Annotated in this window: 15 protein-coding genes; 4 read left to right on the top strand and 11 right to left on the bottom strand. The window is 28.8% G+C overall.

Annotation, left to right across the window (positions count from 1 at the left end; translation table 11 throughout):
- Positions 1-2: 2 nt before the first annotated feature.
- Positions 3-1556, bottom strand: coding sequence for a ribonuclease Y (gene rny / locus HMPREF9309_RS04700; RefSeq protein WP_034907711.1), 1554 nt, complete (start codon positions 1554-1556; stop codon positions 3-5).
- Positions 1489-2106: a 5-formyltetrahydrofolate cyclo-ligase gene (locus tag HMPREF9309_RS04695; RefSeq protein WP_155827331.1), complete on the bottom strand. Its 618-nt coding sequence runs from the start codon at positions 2104-2106 to the stop codon at positions 1489-1491. Before HMPREF9309_RS04695 ends, rny begins: the two co-directional genes overlap by 68 nt.
- A gap of 70 nt (positions 2107-2176) precedes the next feature.
- Here HMPREF9309_RS04695 and HMPREF9309_RS04690 point away from each other — a divergent pair, with 70 nt between their 5' ends.
- The 4 genes from HMPREF9309_RS04690 to HMPREF9309_RS04675 are packed head-to-tail and all read left to right on the top strand — an operon-like array spanning position 2177 to position 6072.
- Positions 2177-2755 carry a TlpA family protein disulfide reductase gene (locus HMPREF9309_RS04690; protein WP_016646772.1) on the top strand — a complete coding sequence of 193 codons (579 nt, stop codon included), beginning with the start codon at positions 2177-2179 and terminating at the stop codon, positions 2753-2755.
- On the top strand, positions 2752-3621 hold the full coding sequence (ftsY, locus tag HMPREF9309_RS04685; protein ID WP_016646771.1) for a signal recognition particle-docking protein FtsY: 870 nt from the start codon (positions 2752-2754) through the stop codon (positions 3619-3621). The genes HMPREF9309_RS04690 and ftsY overlap by 4 nt, the downstream gene beginning before the upstream one ends.
- Positions 3621-4961, top strand: coding sequence for a DNA repair protein RadA (radA, locus tag HMPREF9309_RS04680; RefSeq protein ID WP_016646770.1), 1341 nt, complete (start codon positions 3621-3623; stop codon positions 4959-4961). The genes ftsY and radA overlap by 1 nt, the downstream gene beginning before the upstream one ends.
- Before the next feature lie 46 nt (positions 4962-5007).
- A complete protein-coding gene (locus HMPREF9309_RS04675; protein ID WP_016646769.1) occupies positions 5008-6072 on the top strand; it encodes a GGDEF domain-containing protein in 1065 nt (354 codons plus the stop codon).
- 100 nt (positions 6073-6172) lie between these two features.
- On the opposite strand, the gene HMPREF9309_RS04670 is transcribed toward HMPREF9309_RS04675, so the two are convergent.
- The 9 genes from HMPREF9309_RS04670 to HMPREF9309_RS04630 all read right to left on the bottom strand — a co-directional run bounded on the left by HMPREF9309_RS04670 (position 6173) and on the right by HMPREF9309_RS04630 (position 16186).
- Complete coding sequence (locus tag HMPREF9309_RS04670; protein WP_016646768.1) at positions 6173-6610, bottom strand: Dps family protein; 438 nt, start codon at positions 6608-6610, stop codon at positions 6173-6175.
- Between the two features lie 95 nt (positions 6611-6705).
- The gene (locus HMPREF9309_RS04665; RefSeq protein WP_016646767.1) at positions 6706-7914 is read right to left on the bottom strand and encodes a glucose-6-phosphate isomerase; all 1209 of its coding nucleotides are present in this window, start codon (positions 7912-7914) and stop codon (positions 6706-6708) included.
- Positions 7901-8749: a UTP--glucose-1-phosphate uridylyltransferase GalU gene (galU, locus tag HMPREF9309_RS04660; protein WP_016646766.1), complete on the bottom strand. Its 849-nt coding sequence runs from the start codon at positions 8747-8749 to the stop codon at positions 7901-7903. Before galU ends, HMPREF9309_RS04665 begins: the two co-directional genes overlap by 14 nt.
- A gap of 167 nt (positions 8750-8916) precedes the next feature.
- Positions 8917-10134 carry a PstS family phosphate ABC transporter substrate-binding protein gene (locus HMPREF9309_RS04655; RefSeq protein WP_016646765.1) on the bottom strand — a complete coding sequence of 406 codons (1218 nt, stop codon included), beginning with the start codon at positions 10132-10134 and terminating at the stop codon, positions 8917-8919.
- 17 nt (positions 10135-10151) lie between these two features.
- Positions 10152-11702, bottom strand: a complete 1551-nt coding sequence (locus HMPREF9309_RS04650; RefSeq protein WP_016646764.1) for a class I SAM-dependent methyltransferase — start codon at positions 11700-11702, stop codon at positions 10152-10154.
- Positions 11703-11717: 15 nt separating this feature from the next.
- The gene (gene hisD / locus HMPREF9309_RS04645) at positions 11718-13001 is read right to left on the bottom strand and encodes a histidinol dehydrogenase (RefSeq protein WP_016646763.1); all 1284 of its coding nucleotides are present in this window, start codon (positions 12999-13001) and stop codon (positions 11718-11720) included.
- Positions 12998-13861, bottom strand: a complete 864-nt coding sequence (locus HMPREF9309_RS04640; protein WP_016646762.1) for a hypothetical protein — start codon at positions 13859-13861, stop codon at positions 12998-13000. Before HMPREF9309_RS04640 ends, hisD begins: the two co-directional genes overlap by 4 nt.
- On the bottom strand, positions 13851-14891 hold the full coding sequence (locus tag HMPREF9309_RS04635) for an OmpA family protein (RefSeq protein ID WP_016646761.1): 1041 nt from the start codon (positions 14889-14891) through the stop codon (positions 13851-13853). Before HMPREF9309_RS04635 ends, HMPREF9309_RS04640 begins: the two co-directional genes overlap by 11 nt.
- 14 nt (positions 14892-14905) lie before the next feature.
- Entirely contained in the window at positions 14906-16186 is a 1281-nt protein-coding gene (locus tag HMPREF9309_RS04630; protein WP_016646760.1) for a MotA/TolQ/ExbB proton channel family protein, read from the bottom strand.
- Between the last annotated feature and the right edge of the window lie 4 nt (positions 16187-16190).

Genomic DNA, 16190 nt, shown 5'->3' with positions numbered 1-16190 from the left:
CCTTATTTTGCATATTCAGTAACTCGTGTTTCTCTTATAACACTTACTTTTATTTCTCCTGGATATTGAACATTAGCTTTTATATCATCAGCTATTTCTTTTGCAACTAAAACAGCCTCATCATCATTTATCAAATTTGCATTTACCATAACTCTTATTTCTCTACCAGCATTTATTGCGTATGCTTGCTTTACCCCATTTTTACTAGTAGCTATCTCCTCAACCTCAGAAACTCTTTTTAAGAAACTTTCAAGCACTTCGCGTCTAGCTCCAGGTCTTGCAGCACTTAGCGCATCAGCTGTACAAACTGCAGCACACTCTATGCTTTGTGCTTCCTCATGTCCATGGTGAGCATATATCGCATTTATAACAACTGGGTGTTCTTTATATCTTTTACAAATTTCAGCCCCTAAATCCACATGACTTCCCTCATATTCATGAGTTAAGGCTTTACCAATATCATGTAAAAGTCCAGCGCGTCTTGCTAAATTTTCATCTCCACCAGTTTCAGCTGCGATAATTCCAGCTAGATGAGCAACTTCAAGACTATGAGCAAGAGCATTTTGTCCATAACTTGCTCTAAATTTAAGCTTTCCAATTAATTTTATGATTTCTGGATGAATTCCGCTAAGTCCTAAGTCCATAACGATATTTTCACCCTCTTCTAAGATGCTTGCTTCAAACTCTTCACATACTTTTTTATGAATTTCTTCAATTCTAGCGGGTTGAATTCTTCCATCTTCAACTAATAGTTCAACAACTCTTGTTGCAATTGCTCTTCTATAAAGGTTAAAGCTACTTAAAATAACTGCGTGTGGGGTATCATCGATTATAACATCAACGCCTAAAACCATTTCTAGGGTTTTTATATTTCGCCCCTCTTTGCCGATAATTCTACCTTTTAAGTCATCATTTTTTATATCAACAACATTTATAAGTCGCTCTGCTGCATACTCACCGGCAAATCTAGTTGTGGCTTGAGCTATGATATAGTTTGCTCTTTTTTTTGCCTCTTTTTTTGCTTCTTCTTCATATTTTCTGACAATATGGGCAATGTCTCCGCGGCTTCTTTCTTCAACTCTTTTTAAAATTTCATCTCTTGCCTCTTCTTCTGTTAGACCTGCAGAATGTTCTAAAACTTTTAATGCCTCTTCTATTTTGGCTTCATAGTTTTTCTTTAATAGCTTTCCCTCATCATACATATTTTTGGCATCTTTATGAAACTCTTCAATTTTTTTAGTATTGGTATTTAGAGTTTGCTTTTCTTCAACAAGTTCTTTTTCTTTTTTATCAAGTTCAGCTGTTTTTGAATCAAAATCTTTTTGAATTTTTAAAACTTTATCTTCATACTTTTTTTTAGCATCAAACTCAGCTTCTTGGATAGTTAATTTTGCATCTTTTAAAATACTTTCAGCTTCATATTCAATAGCTTTTGCTTTTGCTTTTGCCTGCTCTACAAAGATATTATAATTTGCTTCATTTATTTTTTTAGATATTAGATATCCTGCACCAACTCCCACTGCACCGGCTCCTAAGCCTAGAATTATTTCTATCATTTTTTCCTCTTATTATGTAATTTTTCTTTGGAGTTAAGTAAATATCACATTTAATATCATGTTTTTGTGAAATAATCTCTTTTATATACATATCACAAATCTCCACAAAAATAATTAAAGGCTTATAGTTAAGACTGTCAAAAAATCTATCATAAAAGCCCATTCCATGACCAATTCTAGCCATTTTTCCATCAACTCCAATAACTGGAACTACAGCTAAATCTATTTTTTTCTTAAAAACATTTTGAGATCTATTTTCCAAGATGCCAAAACGAGACTTATAAAAAGGTCCTCTTAATTTTACCATTTCAAAGCTAAGATTTCGCATAAGCGGGATAAAAATTTCATTACTTTTTACTAATTTTCTTCTTAAAAGCAGCAAATTAGGCTCATTTGCCGTTGGCATAAAAAATAAAATTTTCTTAGAATTTGTTGTTTTAATTATCTTTTTTAGATTTCTTAAAATTTCATAATGGCTACACTTAGCTTTTGTTTTGGCAATAAATTTAAGCTTTTTTTTAGCTTTTTTTCTAAATATTTCTTTTGTCATCATTTAACGGTTATTTTATTAAATTTATGTATAATTTTAGATTAAAAAAGATTTTAAATAGAGGAATTTTATGAAATTTATCAAATTTATAGTACTATTTTTGATTCTTTTTTTTGCAGGTTGCGATAAAAAAGATGATAAAAAATCAACTTCCATGTTTAAAGATAGCAATAAAACTTTAAATTTAGAACAAAATGAAGCTATTTTAACAACCAACCTAGATGCGCCAATTACAATTAAATTTAATAATGATGATCTTATAAGCGTTACTAAAACTGACGATGGAGTAAATATAGAAAATAGCGATAAAGCTACAATTTTTTTCTTTTTCACACCTTGGTGTCCTCCTTGCTTGGTTCAAATACAAGTACTTAATAACTTAGCTAATAAATTTGAAAACGATATCAATATTTACGGAATTGTTGTAAAAAATGATGAAAACCCAAGCGAAAATAAAATAAGTCTAGAAGATATAAAGTTTCAAATAAGTCAAAGCTTGGAAAATGAAACTTTGATGGATGCAATAGGTGGAATTAAAAATATACCTTTTATGAGTGTTTATAAAAAAAGTGGAAAGCACTATAAAGACTATTTAGGTATAATACCCGAAGAAATGCTTGAAATAGAGATTAAAAAGGCTATAAAATGATAAATTTTTTTAAAAAAGGTTTGCAAAAAACAGTTGAAGCAATGAAATCTGCCAAACCTAAAAATGAAAAAATTTCAAAAGATATTTTAGAAGAAATGCTTCTAGAAGCGGATGTGGATTATGAAATAGTTGAAGAGATAATTTATTATCTTCCACCACAAGATGAAGTTTCAAGAAAAGATTTAGAGCGTGTTTTAAATACATATTTTATGTATGAAGATAAAAATATATCAAAAGAAAAACCTTTTGTTGAGTTAATTTTAGGTGTAAATGGTGCCGGAAAGACAACATCAATTGCAAAATTAGCAAATTTGTATAAAAAAAGTGGAAAAAAGGTAATTCTTGGAGCTTGCGATACTTTTAGAGCAGGAGCTATCGAACAGCTTAGACAATGGTCAATAAAACTTGATATTCCTATAGTTGCATCAAATCAAGGTCACGATCCAGCAGCTGTTGCATACGACAGCATAAGCTCAGCAGTTGCAAGAGGATATGATAATGTTTTAATTGACACAGCAGGAAGACTTCAAAATCAAAAAAATTTAGCAAATGAGCTAGAAAAAATAGTTAGAATTTCATCTCGCGCCATGCCAAGTGCACCACATAGAAAAATTTTGGTTCTTGATGGAACGCAGGGAAATAATAGCGTTAAGCAAACTTACGCTTTTAATGAAATTGTAAAACTTGATGGGGTAATAATTACAAAGCTTGATGGAACTTCAAAAGGTGGAGCACTTTTTGGAATAGCAAGAGAGCTTGAACTTCCGATTTTATATATCGGAGTTGGTGAAACAATGGATGATTTAGTCAAATTTGATGCAAAGGAATTTGTAAATACGCTTTTGGATGGGATTTTTGAAGAATAATGGCTAAAAAAAAGACAGTTTTTGAATGTAGTGCATGTGGAAACAAACAAGCCAAATGGATGGGAAAATGTCCTGAATGTGGTGCTTGGGATAGTTTTGTAGAACTAAATGAAGAACAAATTAAATTTATAGAAACTTCTTCAAAAATAATAACTACTCCAAATAAAGCACAAGAAATTTGTGATATAAAAATAGAAGATGTTAAAAGAGTCTCAACAGAAGATAAAGAGCTTGATTTGGTTTTAGGTGGTGGGATAGTAGAAGGCTCGCTTGTGTTAATTGGTGGAAGTCCTGGGATTGGCAAATCAACGCTTTTGCTAAAAATAGCTTCAAATTTGGCAAAAAAATCTTTAAAAGTCCTCTATGTAAGCGGAGAAGAAAGTCTTAGTCAAATAAAACTAAGAGCAGATAGGTTAAATGCTGTTTCAAAAAATTTATATCTTTTGGCTGAAATTTCACTTGAAAATATCAAAAATGAACTTTTACAAAATGAGTATAAATTTCTAGTTATAGATAGTATCCAAACTCTTTATAGTGATGCTATCACATCAGCTCCAGGATCTGTTTCACAAGTAAGAGAAATAACATTTGAGCTAATGCGAATAGCTAAAGAAAAAGGAATTTCTGTTTTTATCATAGGTCACATCACAAAAGAAGGCTCAATTGCAGGTCCTAGAGTGCTTGAACACATGGTTGATGTGGTGCTTTACTTTGAGGGGGATTCTAGTAAAGAATTAAGAGTTTTAAGAGGATTTAAAAACCGTTTTGGCTCAACAAGTGAAGTTGGCATATTTGAAATGAGCGATAAAGGCTTAATAAGTGCAAAAGATGTAGCAAGTAAATTTTTTACAAGAGGATCTGCTGTAAGTGGAAGCGCAATAACAGTTATAATGGAAGGTTCTCGCCCATTAATAGTAGAAATTCAAGCCCTAGTTTGTGAAAGCTCATATCCAAAAAGAAGTTCAACTGGATATGATAAAAACAGACTTGATATGATAATAGCCTTACTTGATAGAAAAATGGAAATTTTACTTGGACATTATGATGTTTTTATAAATGTAATTGGCGGTGTTAAGATAAGTGAAACTGCTGCAGATTTAGCCGTAGTTGCGGCAATTGTAAGTAGTTTTAAAAATCGTCCAATTAGCAAAGAGAGTATATTTTTAGGCGAAGTTAGCTTAAATGGTGAAATTCGTGATATTTCAAACCTAGATCTTAGAGTAAAAGAAGCTAAAATGCAAAATTTTAGAAATGTTATAGCCCCATCTTTGCCAATTGAAGAAAAAGGGATAAAAATATTCAAAACAAAAGAAATAAGGCAAATTTTAGATATGATGTAAATGTTTTATGGTATAATATCTTAATTTATAGCAAAAAGGTTATGTTATGAAAAAAAGTGATGAAATCATAAAAGATATACAAAATAGAAACAATAATTATTTAATTATGATAAATGACTTTGGTGTAAGCTTGGCTAAAAATAGCTTATCATTTTTTGAAGTTCAATCTTTTTTTAAAAATTTAGCAAATTATGCAGCACATCAATTTGATGATTTAAGACAAATTTTTGATGAGTTTGAAATAGACAAAAGACAAGTTGAATCTCATATTAAAAATCAAAAAACATTTTTAAATGAAGTCAATTATATGTGTTCATATATAAATGATGATATTTACAAAATAAAATCACTTTTTAATTTTTTGATATTTTGGTCAGAAATTGAAGTAAGTAACCAAAATTTCTTACTCTTTAAGCAAGTTGAACTTATAAAAAAAGGAATGACTCCAAATGCTGCTTACGAGCTAATGAGCCTTTATGATAATACAAGCTTTGCAAGAACTATTAATAATTTTATAAATACATTAATTCAAAAAAATGATGAACTTTCACAAAGCAATGCGGCACTACAAATAAAACTTAATAAAACAACAAAAAAATTGGATGCTTTAAATAAAGAACTTGATGCTTTTCCAGTAACAGATTCAGTTACAAATTTACCAAATAGAACTCAAGCTTTAAAGGCTTTAAATATTTTATTTAAAGAAGAAAATAAAAATGCGGGGGTATTATTGTTTTCTCTAACAAGTTATAATGACATGATAGATCAACTTGGATACGAAGTAACAAATAATATATTTTTAGCAATCATAAGAATTATAAAAAACTCAATGCGAAGTGATGATTTAATTTACTCTATGAAAAAAGATGAACTTATGATAATTTCCCAAAATTTAAATGAAGCAAGTGCAATTAATATATCAAATATACTAATAGAAAGAATTACAAAAAACACCGTTTTAAATACACTTCTTGGAAGCTTTGATAAACTTAGTGTAAATATTGGCATAGCCTTATTTCAATCAGTTTCAGATATTGATGATTTACTAATTTTAGCAGATAGAAAACTTAAAAATGCCAAGACTATGGGAAAAAATAGAATTGAAATTTAGATAAATTTTATAAAAAATATTTATTGAGATACAGCTTAAAGTGTTTTAATAAATAAAATCCTAGAAAATATAAAATTTGGTGCATTTAGCACCAAATTTATTAAGCAAGTGTTGCAGAAAGCATCCAAAGAGTTTTTTCGTATTTGCCAATGTAGTCATCGCAAATCGCTCCTGTTGCTCTATCTCCTGCCTCATCACTTAATTTTGCTAATTTTTTGAACTCACCTAGTAGATACTCATAATCTTTTTTAATTAATTCAACTACTTCTTTACAAGTAAAAGAATCTTTTTTTACTTTTGGAGTTTTTGATTTTTCAATTATATCTTTTGGACAAACTATTGCTTTTCCACCAATTTGGATAGCCCTTTCGGCTGCCTCATCAAATAATTCACCCATATCATCATAAGCTTCTTCAGTATATTTATGGATATCTAAAAATTGGTTTCCTTTTACATTCCAGTGATAATTGTGAAATTGAATGCTTAAAGCTAAAGCGTCTGCTTGAATTTGGTTAAGTTGTTCTACGACTTTATTCATATTATTCTCCTTTATTAAAATAAATTATGAGAATGATTATACTCTAAAAAGTTAAACAAATAGCCTTAAAACATAAAAATATTTAAAAATAAAAATTATTTAGAAATTAAAGTTTTTAAAATTCTTTTACCAATCTCAACCCCTGGTTGATCATAAGTATTTATATCAAGCATAACCCCAACTGCGCTTGTTAAAAGCATATAGTAATAAAGCAAATATCCAACATGCCACTCATCAAGCTTGTTTAATTCTATTAAATCAACGCTAATTCCCTCATTTATCACAGCTTGCATTGTTGACTCACACTGGAGATTTAAAATTTCACTCATAGAGTATCCATTTACAAAATCGCAGCTTTCTAGATATTTTAAACCTAAATTTATTTTATTTTTATCGATTTCTTCTTCTAAAACTCTTATAAAAGTTACAGTTTTATCCTTTATGCCATCCATAATAAGCTGTAAAAATGAGTGCTGATCCCTACTTCCAATCAATGCAACAGGTGTTAAACCAAATCTTTTATACTCTTTTTTCTTACCAAGACTTTCAGCCCAAAGTTGCACATACCAATTATTAAAGCTTTTAAAACGATCCAAGTAACTAAAAAGTACATTTATTTTTGCTTTTTTATGTGTTGCGTAATGATATGCTTTTTGCAAAATAGTATCATCTTTTTCTATAAAAAACTCATTTGCACATTTTGAAGCACCATTTAAAAACTCTTTTACATCGTATCCTAAAATCTCTAAAATAACAGTTGTTGATGGACTTAAAACACTAAATCGCCCACCTACGTTTGATGGTATATTAAAAACTTTAACATCAAGATCTTTTGCGAGTTTTTCCAAATTTGAACCATGATCTGTTATAAAAACAAAATTTTTACTAAAGGTTTTAACCTCAAATTTGGAAATAATTTTTTTAAATATAGTAATTGTTTCTATTGTGGTGCCTGATTTTGAAACAATAAAAAAAAGTGTTTTATCAAATTTTAAAGAATTTACAATATTCGAAAAACTATAAAAATCTAAATTATCTAAAAAATTTATTCTTATTTTTTTATTTCCTAAAAGTTTGCAAACTGCCTTTGTTCCAAGTGATGACCCACCCATCCCAACAACAACCAAATCATCAAATTCTTTATTTTTTATAAATTCTTTAACCTCATCTAAAACATCAAGTCCAGTTTTAGGAAGATGGAAATAGCCAATATTTCCCTCTTTAAATTCTAAATTTATCCGTTTTGCATACTCTTCAATTAAATTTCTATCAACTTTACTGAATTTTAAACTATTTACCACCATTTGAGCTTTTACCATTTTTTAATTTATTATAAAAATAATTTGTCGCCTCAACAAAGCCATCCAAAGAGCCACAATCAAATCTTTTACCTTTAAATTTGTATGCTAAAACAATGCCTTCATTGGCCTGCTTTAAAAGTGCATCTGTTATTTGAATTTCACCATTTTTACCAGGTTTTGTAGCCTCTATAAAATTGAAAATATTTGGCGTTAATATATATCTTCCAATAATTGCAAGATTGCTTTTTGCCTCTTTAGGATCTGGTTTTTCAACCATGTTATTTACTATTAATAAATCATCTTCAATATATCTTCCCTCGATAATTCCATATTTATCTGTGTCTTTATTATCCACTTCCATAACAGCAACAATCGAAGCGCGGTATTTTTCAAATACGCTAAGCATTTGAGCCATTACTCCCTCGCCATTTTCATTTATACATAAATCATCAGCTAAAACTACACCAAAAGGCTCATCTCCAACTAAAATTTTACCTTTATTAATGGCATCTCCTAGCCCCCTCATCTGTCTTTGTCTGGTAAATGAAAATCTACAATTTTGCATCAAATCTCTAACTTCTTTTAGCAAATGCTCTTTACTTGTGCCTGAAATTTGATCTTCAAGCTCATAGCTTAAATCAAAATAATCTTCCAAAGCTCTTTTACCGCGCCCTGTTACAAAAGCCATATTGCGCATTCCAGCCTCTAATGCCTCATCAACTCCGTAATGAATTAGTGGTTTTGTAAGTATAGGTAACATTTCTTTTGGAAGTGATTTTGTAGCTGGCAAAAATCTAGTTCCATAACCAGCTGCTGGAAAAAGACAAGTTTCTATCATGATTTAACCTTTTTAAAATATATTGTTTAATTATATCAGATTTATAATTCAAATTTGATAAAAAATGAGCTACTTTCTAAGCTCATCATCTTGTTTTTTAGAAATATGATAATAAAATAAAGCTACAATTATAAATAAAATAATAATTAAAAAAGTCATTTTTATCTTTATAGTGGCGTGTAGCCTGTCTTTTGAATTATGAGTTTTGCTTCACTACTTTTTAACCACTCTAAAAATTCTTTAACGCTTTCTTTTTTATTTTCTTTTAGTGTTACTGCATAAAATTTACCAACAAATGGATAAGTTTCATTTAAAATGCTTTGCGAGTTTGGATAAACTCCATTTATTTTAAGTAGTTTTATATCCGAGCTTTTTATCATTTCTTTAGTAAAATACAAAAATGAAAATCCTAAAGCGTTTTTATAATTTTTATAAGTTCCAACACTTTTAACTATGCCAACCATATCACCAACGACATTTGTAGAAGGTGCTTGCATAAGCTCTTTGCCAGCCATTATCTTTTCAAGCATAGTTTGAGAACCTGAGTTTTTATCTCTTTGAAATGCTAAAATTTTAGCATTTTTTCCACCAACTTCTTTATAATTTGTAATTTTGCCTGAATAAATTTTAACGACCTCATCAACGCTTAAATTATCCAAACTATTTTTTGAATTTACAAAGAAAACAAAAGCCTCTTTACCAATTTCTAAAAACTCCATAGTAACATTTTTATCTTTTGCCAAATTTAGCTGTTCGTTAGAAGCACCTGCAACAAAAATAATATCAACTTTTTGATTGATTAAATTTTCATACGCTCCAGTTGTAGTTGAACATTTTGCTATGCTATCTTCAGCATGGCAAGGATAATATTTTAAACTAGAAGGATAAATGCTTTCAACAAAAGCAGCATAAATTGGGTAAAGTGCAGTTGCACCATCGATTAACGGTGGATTATCTTTAAATTTAAAATCACTTTTTATAGAGGCCAAATTTGGATTGTGTAAAGTTATTTTATCTTTTAAGTTTGACTCACTTAAATGCATTAAATTTGGATTATTAATGTCAATGAATGGGACAAATTTACCTAAATTAATCCTAGTATTAACCTGTTTTACATGCAGATCTTTTTCTAAAAAATATGTATAAACTCCAAAAGATAAGGAAATCAAAAGGCAGATAAAAAGCGGTTTTTTATAGTTTTTACCAGTATCTAGGAGGTTAAAGAAAAATTTCATAAAAAATAACCAAATAAGTAAAATAATTAAGGCATAAACAATACCTTCATAATCACCACTACTATAAACAAAAACATAAAGCCCAAAAAATACAAAACAAATTCCAAAAGATAAAATTCCAGCAATTATTAAAATCAAAAGTTTTATCAAATTTATGCCTTTTTATGCTACTCTAAAATACCAATATTAAACAGAGTATCAATTTTTTCTTTGGTATATCTTTTTGCCATTAAATTTACCATTTTTTTAGAATTTACAACACTTCCTTCTAGGACAAATTTAAATTTACCACTATTTTCAAGTTTTATAAGCTCATTTACAAGATCATTTTCATCTTTTTTACCATCAAATAAAGGTAAAAAATCATAATCTACATCTTTGTTAATTTCTATATTGTCATAAAATTTATTGAAAAACCCAGTGGTGTGACCATTTGTTTTTGTAAAATCTAAAAGTTTTAAAAATATAGTATTTAGTTTTGGTTTTTCTTTTATGCTCTTATCAAAAGTTACTTTTTCAAAACTAAATGCTAACTCTTTTGAGATTATGAGATATGCTAAGTTTAAATAAAAATTACTAACATCATCATCACTATGAGTTTTTCTATACTCTTTCATAAACTCAGCAACATTTAAATTTGATGGATATATTGCGCTTAATTCTTCAAATAATTCAAACATATTTTTAGGCATAAAAGCACCACTTTTTAAATTTATATATAACCCTTTATCTGCGTCATATTTAAAATTTCCACTTACAAATAAGCTATCTAAATCTTTAAATTTAATGTTAAAATTTGTATCTATTTTTTTTGAAAACTCATGTTTTACAAACAGGCTTCTTCTAAAAGTCCTATCAATAATAAAATCAATAAATTGCTCAAACCTAACTCTATCACCATTACATTCACTATTTAAAGCTTTTTTTAGTTCATCTGTAATTGGTGGAAAGATAGAGTTTTTAAAATTTGCTTCAGATAAAAACTCTAAATTATGTTTTTTAGCACTATTTACAACTTCATAAAAATAATTTGGCCTATTTGTCTCTTCAAAATACTCATGTAAAATATAACTTTTACTTCTTAATTTTAAATCATCATAATACTCATCAATAGCTGTTTTTGCGATGCCTGGAACTGAATTATTTTTAAGAAAAGCTAAGGTATCAAAACCAAGCTCAAGTTTTAAGTCTGGGTTATTTTGCTCTTTATCTTCCATTCTATAAAGCATAATATCTCTTAAAATTTCTTTTCCTTTCCAGCCAGGATAGGTATTATAAGATAAATACGCAACACCATTTGGTGCTAAACACTCATCAAAAATTTGTAAAATTTTGTCTTTTATATCATAACTTACCCAACTATAAACACCATGAGCTATGATATAGTCAAACTCACCAAAGCTTTTATCAATATCCAAAATATTTTTTTCATAAAATTCTATATTTGCAATATTTAATTCATTTGCTAAATTTTTAGCTTTTTGAATATGAATACTTGAAATATCAACGCCTACAACTTTTGCATTTTTATGATTTAATGCAAAAGGTATGATATTTCCTCCCATTGAGCATGCCAACTCTAAAACTCTAGCAGAGCCTATTTCTGGCATCTTTAAACCGTATAAAAGTCCTGCTAGATATGAATTTTCAGGTAAACTTTCTTTATAAACTTTTGACATATAAGGCACATCATCGTATGATTTTTTAACATCTTGCATAGTCTTTTTTCTCCTCTATTTTAGTCTTTTTTTAACTGAGAGTTTGTGAGCCTCTAAGCCTTCAGCCTCAGCCAAACTCATGCAAATTTCTGAAATTTCATTAAAGCCTTTTTCACTCATTGAAATTATTGAACTTCTTTTTAAGAAATTATATACCCCAAGTGGAGAGAAAAATCTAGCACTTCCACCAGTTGGTAAAGTATGGTTTGGTCCAGCTGCATAATCACCCATTGCCTCAGGTGTAAAATGTCCTAAAAATATCGCTCCAGCGTGTCTTATGTATGGTAAATAACTATTTGCATCAGTTGTTTGAATTTCTAAATGCTCAACCGCTAAATCATTTATTAATTTTATAACTTCACACTTATCTTTTGCTACTATGATAGCAGCTTTTTGCTCAATGCTTTTTTTAGCAATTTCATATCTTTTTAAATTTGGTAAAATTTCATAAATTTCATTTTTAACTTTTTTGGCTAAATTTATAGAATTTGTTACTAAAAAACTACTTGCAAGTTCGTCGTGCTCAGCTTGAGAAAGCATATCTATAGCTACTAAATGTGGATCTGAGCTATCATCTGCAATAACTCCTATCTCGCTTGGTCCTGCTATCATATCGATATTTACATCGCCAAAAACAAGTTTTTTTGCAGTTGCAACAAAGATATTTCCAGGGCCAGTTATAACATCGACTTTTGGAATAGATTTTGTACCATAAGCCATCGCTCCAATCGCACTTGCACCGCCAACTTTAAAAGCTTCTTTTATATCAAGCAAATACATTGCAGCAAGCAAAAGATCATTTACTTTCCCACCAACTGCTGGAGTGCAAACTACTATTTCTTTAACACCAGCTACGATAGCTGGGATTACATTCATTAAAAGTGAGCTTGGATATGCTGCCTTTCCTCCAGGTATATAAAGACCTGCTCTATCAACAGGTGTTATTTTTTGACCTAAAATAGAGCCATCGTTTTCAAAATTAAGCCAAGATCTCTCAAGCTGTTTTTCATGGTATGACTTAATCCTATTTTTAGCTTTTTTAAGAGTATTTTTCATATTATCATCTAAGTCATCATAAGCTTTTTTCATGCTTTCTTGTGTGATTTTAAGATTGTTTTTTACTTCCCATTTATCAAATTTTAAAATTTGCTCTTTTAGGGCATCATCACCATCAGTTTTTACCTCGTTGATGATGTTTTTAACTATTGCCTCAACACTATCCATATCCAAATTTGATCTATTTACAAGTTTATTAAACTCAAAATCAAAATCTTTGTCCATACTATTTAAAAATTTCATAATAATCCTTTGTATTGATATCTTTTTATTTGTGAAATATTTCCTAAAATTCCGCCTTGATGAATGTATAAAAGCGGATTTTTAAACTCATTTAAATTTGATAAAACCGTTAAAAAACCAACTGGATCATAAATAAGATCAAATTCTACACCAGTTTCATTAAAAAGTTCTTTATAAATTTCAAAAAGCTCTTTTTTTGGCTTTGCGAAATGATACTTTCTTGAAGGATTTAAAATAGTTAGGTTTTTTAAATTTCTTAAATTTAAATTTCCAAGCTGTTTTTTAAGATACTCTTTATCCCCAGCACATGGGCATGTAAAAACATCAAACTCGCTATTTTTTGCTAAATATCCTGCACTTGTTCCAGTTCCACTAGGCAAAAAAATATCAAATTTAATATCATTATTTTTAGCAAATTGACTTATATCTTTGGCTTGGGAAATAAAACCAATTTCTGCTTCTTTTTGAGCAACTCCCTCTTCGATAAAAATAGTTTTTTTATCAACTAAACTAAGAGCAAAATCACGACGATTTGGTGATATAAAATACTCCATTCCATTTTCTAGTGCAAACTTAAAATTTCCAACTGGATTTTTAGCTAAATTTGAGTTTAAATAACTTATCACATATTTAAACTTTAACCCTTTAAGCTTTGCAAAAACTGAAAGTGAATACATTGCATTTGATTGAGAGGAGCCATTTGAGATAATCGTATCATAATGGCTTAAATCTGCATGTAAAAAATACTCTAATTTTCTTGCTTTGTTGCCGTTAAATTCATCACATAAATCACGTCCAAGCAAATCATCTCTAAGTAAAAAAAAATCTAAATTTTTAAATTTTACCTTTTCAATTTTCATATTCTAAAATCTTTTGAATTTCATTAATTGTATTTTTATTAGATAATACAAATTTTATCTCAATTCTTCTACTTGCATCTTTATCTTCAACACCATCTTTCATCACTGGCGACATAAAGCTTCTTCCACTTGCTAAAAGATATTTTTTTAACCTTTCATCTTCGTTCCAAGAGGCTATAAACTCCATAACCGAAAATGCTCTAAGCTGAGAAAGCTCAAGATTAAAAAGATAACTTCCATCACTATCTGTGTGTCCTTCAATGATAATTGTGTCTAAATTTTCTCTAATTTCATCGTTTTGCATTAAAACTTCGAAATATTTGCTTAGGGTATTTTTAAGACTTTCTTTTGCTTCATCTTTTAAAGCATATGATCCCTTATCAAACAAAACAGATGATGAGAGTCTTAAAGCTCCAGTATTTGGATCGATACTTACGTTATTTCCAAGTTTTTCTTTAATATCAGCTATAACTCTTACGCTAATCCCACTTAAATTTTTTATACGATTTTTTGTAATATTTAAATCATTTAAAATTTTGTTAATACTTGCATCTTTTAATGAAATTTGCTCCATTAAATAAGCTATTTTAAGCTCATTTTCATTTAGAGTATTATTTAAGTCTTTATTTAAATCACGCTCTTTTTCATAATCTCCATAAATTTGATGAAGAGTTGCATTAAGATCTGATTTTTCATCTTTTAAGCTATCAATTATTTTTTTTAAACTCTCCATTTCAACTATAAAAAGTGAGTTTTTTTCTTTTAATTTGTTAGTTTCTATATCAAGCTCATTTAATCTATTGCTAAAAATTTTATTTAACTCCTCAAGCTCTGAGTTTTTTTGCTCTTGAGTTTTTAAACTCGCAAGTGTGCTTAAAAAGTCAGCTTCTTTTTCTTTAAGACTGCTTTGAGTTAAAACATATTTTACAATAATTCCACCTATTAAAAGTATAAAAACAAATAAAAGCCCCGCCATAAGATCGGCATACGCTATCCAAAAAGTATCATTTTGCTCTTTTTTTATTTTCATCTGTTTTTCTTCTTTTATTTTTTAGAGTCTTTTTTCTCCACATTATCAAGTGAAATTTTAAGCTCTTCTATAATATTTGTATTAGTATTTTTTTCTTTTTTTAAGCTACCCACAACTTTTTTTATCTCATCAACGCTTTTTATAACACTTTGTTTAAATATGTTTTGTGTTTCATTTTGCTCGTTTAAAATTTTCTTGTTAAAATTTTCCAAGCTAGTCTTAAACTCCTCTAAACTATAAATAAGCTTATCGGCTAAATCTTGCAAATTTATATCACGCTTATCATTAAACGATAAAAGCTTTTCAAACTGTACTGACAAATTTACATAAATTTCATTTGTATCATCGACTAATTTAGAAAATGAGTTTAACATCTTTTCAAAGTCTTTATTGATATTTTTTGAAATTTCACCAATATTTGTAAATAGCGAAATTGTTTCGTTTAAATTTGATGAAGTTATTTTTAAAGAGTTTTTTTGCAATTCAAGCATCTCTTCAAATGTGTGAAAATTCTCTTTCATAGCGGTGCGTAAATTTTTAGTAAATTCAGTATTGAAAACAGTTTCAAAACTATTTGCGACTTTTTCATTTTGATTTAGTATTTCACTCATAAGACTTTGCGAAATTTCATCTTTTTCCCAAAAGAAATTCTTAGTCACATTTTTATATCTATAAATAATACTTTCAAATCTACTTAAACCTTTTTTTTCAAAATATATCCACCACAAAGCCAAAAATATACCATAAATAGAAACATAAAAAGCTGTTCCAACTCCTCCTAGAAGCTGAGCTATTTCTGCTTCAAGTGAGTTTATATTGGTTGATGAAAAATGTGGCATTGAGATGGCTATACTTATAAAAGTTCCTAAAATTCCAAGCATAGGAAAAACGCCAGCTGCAACAGAGGCGTAGTTTTCATTTCTTAAATTATTTGTAAAGCTATCGCTAAAACTCTCAAAAGGTGCGTTTGATTTTTTTCTATTTCCAACGACCATTAAATGGCTCATTATGTATTTTTTAAGCTCATCTTTGAAAATATCACTTCTGCTTTCAAATAAACAACATCCATATTCTGCATTATGCCTTGCAAAAATCAAAGCTATGAAAAGTAAAAATCCAAGCATAATGATAGAGTGAGATTCTACTTTTAAGCTTATATAATTTAGATATCCTGATAGAAAAATTAAAAATACTAAAACAGGAATAAAAACTATTTTTATATAAACTCCAAAAAGAGATCTTTTAGACTCTTTTAATAGACTAAACTCATCAGTTATTTCATTTTTACTTTCCATATTT

The sequence above is a fragment of the Campylobacter ureolyticus ACS-301-V-Sch3b genome (assembly GCF_000413435.1).
GTDB lineage: Bacteria > Campylobacterota > Campylobacteria > Campylobacterales > Campylobacteraceae > Campylobacter_B > Campylobacter_B ureolyticus_A.
This window is presented reverse-complemented; position numbering and strand designations above follow the sequence as displayed.

What these genes read in the sequence shown, in the direction of transcription:
- rny (WP_034907711.1), bottom strand. Translation starts at nt 1,556, where the DNA reads ATGATAGAAATAATTCTAGGCTTAGGAGCCGGTGCAGTGGGAGTTGGT.
- HMPREF9309_RS04695 (WP_155827331.1), bottom strand. Translation starts at nt 2,106, where the DNA reads ATGACAAAAGAAATATTTAGAAAAAAAGCTAAAAAAAAGCTTAAATTT.
- HMPREF9309_RS04690 (WP_016646772.1), top strand. Translation starts at nt 2,177, where the DNA reads ATGAAATTTATCAAATTTATAGTACTATTTTTGATTCTTTTTTTTGCA.
- ftsY (WP_016646771.1), top strand. Translation starts at nt 2,752, where the DNA reads ATGATAAATTTTTTTAAAAAAGGTTTGCAAAAAACAGTTGAAGCAATG.
- radA (WP_016646770.1), top strand. Translation starts at nt 3,621, where the DNA reads ATGGCTAAAAAAAAGACAGTTTTTGAATGTAGTGCATGTGGAAACAAA.
- HMPREF9309_RS04675 (WP_016646769.1), top strand. Translation starts at nt 5,008, where the DNA reads ATGAAAAAAAGTGATGAAATCATAAAAGATATACAAAATAGAAACAAT.
- HMPREF9309_RS04670 (WP_016646768.1), bottom strand. Translation starts at nt 6,610, where the DNA reads ATGAATAAAGTCGTAGAACAACTTAACCAAATTCAAGCAGACGCTTTA.
- HMPREF9309_RS04665 (WP_016646767.1), bottom strand. Translation starts at nt 7,914, where the DNA reads ATGGTGGTAAATAGTTTAAAATTCAGTAAAGTTGATAGAAATTTAATT.
- galU (WP_016646766.1), bottom strand. Translation starts at nt 8,749, where the DNA reads ATGATAGAAACTTGTCTTTTTCCAGCAGCTGGTTATGGAACTAGATTT.
- HMPREF9309_RS04650 (WP_016646764.1), bottom strand. Translation starts at nt 11,702, where the DNA reads ATGCAAGATGTTAAAAAATCATACGATGATGTGCCTTATATGTCAAAA.
- hisD (WP_016646763.1), bottom strand. Translation starts at nt 13,001, where the DNA reads ATGAAATTTTTAAATAGTATGGACAAAGATTTTGATTTTGAGTTTAAT.
- HMPREF9309_RS04640 (WP_016646762.1), bottom strand. Translation starts at nt 13,861, where the DNA reads ATGAAAATTGAAAAGGTAAAATTTAAAAATTTAGATTTTTTTTTACTT.
- HMPREF9309_RS04635 (WP_016646761.1), bottom strand. Translation starts at nt 14,891, where the DNA reads ATGAAAATAAAAAAAGAGCAAAATGATACTTTTTGGATAGCGTATGCC.
- HMPREF9309_RS04630 (WP_016646760.1), bottom strand. Translation starts at nt 16,186, where the DNA reads ATGGAAAGTAAAAATGAAATAACTGATGAGTTTAGTCTATTAAAAGAG.